The 1,709-nt window shown below is 79.7% G+C and carries 1 protein-coding gene; it reads right to left on the bottom strand.

Annotated features, from left to right (window positions below):
- Positions 1 to 45: 45 nt before the first annotated feature.
- Positions 46 to 1,605 carry a cell division protein PerM gene (locus tag GPJ59_RS36020; RefSeq protein WP_308120693.1) on the bottom strand — a complete coding sequence of 520 codons (1,560 nt, stop codon included), beginning with the start codon at positions 1,603 to 1,605 and terminating at the stop codon, positions 46 to 48.
- Between the last annotated feature and the right edge of the window lie 104 nt (positions 1,606 to 1,709).

Below are 1,709 nucleotides of genomic sequence, written 5' to 3'. Positions count from 1 at the left end.
TTTGTCGGCTGGTGGAGGTGATCGGCCGTCGTCGGGGGCCCGTGGCTAGTTGGGGTAGGGGGGCAGTGGCGGGTGGGTGGGGTGGCCGGTTGTGGCGGGGGGGTGTGGGGTGGGTGCTTTCTGGCGCGGGGCGGCGCCCGGGTGCGGCGCGCGTCTGCGGAAGACCGGTCCGGTCACCACCGAGGGAAGCCTGGGCGCGACGGGCGGCGCGGCCGCCGCAGCCCGGCCCGCGTCCGCGATCGGGTGAGCGTGCCCCGGGCCGCGGTTGACGGCGCGTGAGGAGCCCGTCCCGCGAGCGGAGTCACCCCCCGAGAGCGGCGCCGCCGGGGCTGCGGGCTTGCCCCGTAGCCCCGTGGCCGCCCCGGGGGATTCCGGCGGCAGCGGCCCCGCAGGACGCAGACCCGATTCCGGCTGTGACGCACCGGCAGCGCGGTCTCGGCCAGGAGGCGACTGCGGGGGTGTCGGCGCCCCGGCCGCCAAGGCTTCGACGCCCGACCCGGGCAGGGGTGCCGAGGCCGGCGCCTTGGCCGCCGCGGATGTCCGCCGCAGGGGCGCCGAGGCCGCCGCTCCAGCCTGCGGAAGCACCGCCGGAGCTGCGACTCCGGGTGTGGTGGACGACGAGGTCACAGGCGCCGAGGCCGGGGCCCCGGGAGTGGGCGGTGTCTGTCGCGGGGGCGCCACCGCATCCTCGGCACCGGCCGGCCGGGCCCCCGGGGCTGCGTCCCCAGGAACGGGCGGGAGCGCCGAAGCCGCACCGGACGGCGTGGTCCCAGCACCCGCGGCACCCGGCACGGGCGGGAGCAGGGCCCCCGGGGCCGCAGCCTCGGCAACAGGCGGGGGCAAGATGCCCGGGGCTTCCGCGTCCGGGGCGGGAATCGGCATGGGTGGGGGCGGGGTCAACGGGGGGATCAGGGTGCCTGTTGTGTTGCGGAGGGCGGCCCAGCGGCGCTCTCGGCCGCCGTTCGCGTGCCACTCGTCCTCCCCCTCCGCCTCGCGTCGCATCACCTCGCGCACCGGCCGCATGCGCCACGCCTGCACCGCCACCGCCACCGGCACCCCGAGCACCAGCGTCCACCCCGTCGCCGCCGCCCCCGCCGCCCACCACACCGGCCCGAAGTCGGCGAGCGCCCCCGACCCCATGGGCCCGCCGGCCACCGCCGCCAGACACGCCGTCAGCAGCCCGCACACCACCGCCCCCAGCGCCGCCGTCCGCGCCGTCTCCCCGTACGGCACGTCCCGCGCCCGCCGTACCGCGAACCACCCCACCAGCAGCCCCGCCACCACCGGCACCCCCACCGCCGCCCACGTCAGCGGCGACCCCGGCCCGGCCGGCGGCAGCGCCGCCAGCAGGGGAAAGCGTGGCAGCGCGGGCGAGCCCTCGAAGCCGAGCGGGGTCGCGGTCGCGCCCGTGCCGAGCGCCACGCCCGGCCCGAGGGCGTACGCCGCGCCCCACACCGCGGCGTTCGGGACCAGCCCCAACGCCACCAGCAGCACCGCGAACCTCCCCGACCACACCCCGGTCAGCTGGAGGAACGATTCCTGCGCCGCCCCCGCATGCCACATCAAGGACGCCCCGACCACCAGCGCACCGCCGCCCAACAGCACGAGCGCGCCCGCGCTCCCCGCGCGCAGCGCCGACGCGCAGCGCGGGTGGCCCAGCGCCCGCCGGGAGGAGGCGGGGGCGGCCCCGGGCCCGGGGGGGGGGGGGG

This window comes from Streptomyces bambusae (assembly GCF_019400985.1).
Classification (GTDB): Bacteria; Actinomycetota; Actinomycetes; order Streptomycetales; family Streptomycetaceae; genus Streptomyces; species Streptomyces bambusae_A.
This window is presented reverse-complemented; position numbering and strand designations above follow the sequence as displayed.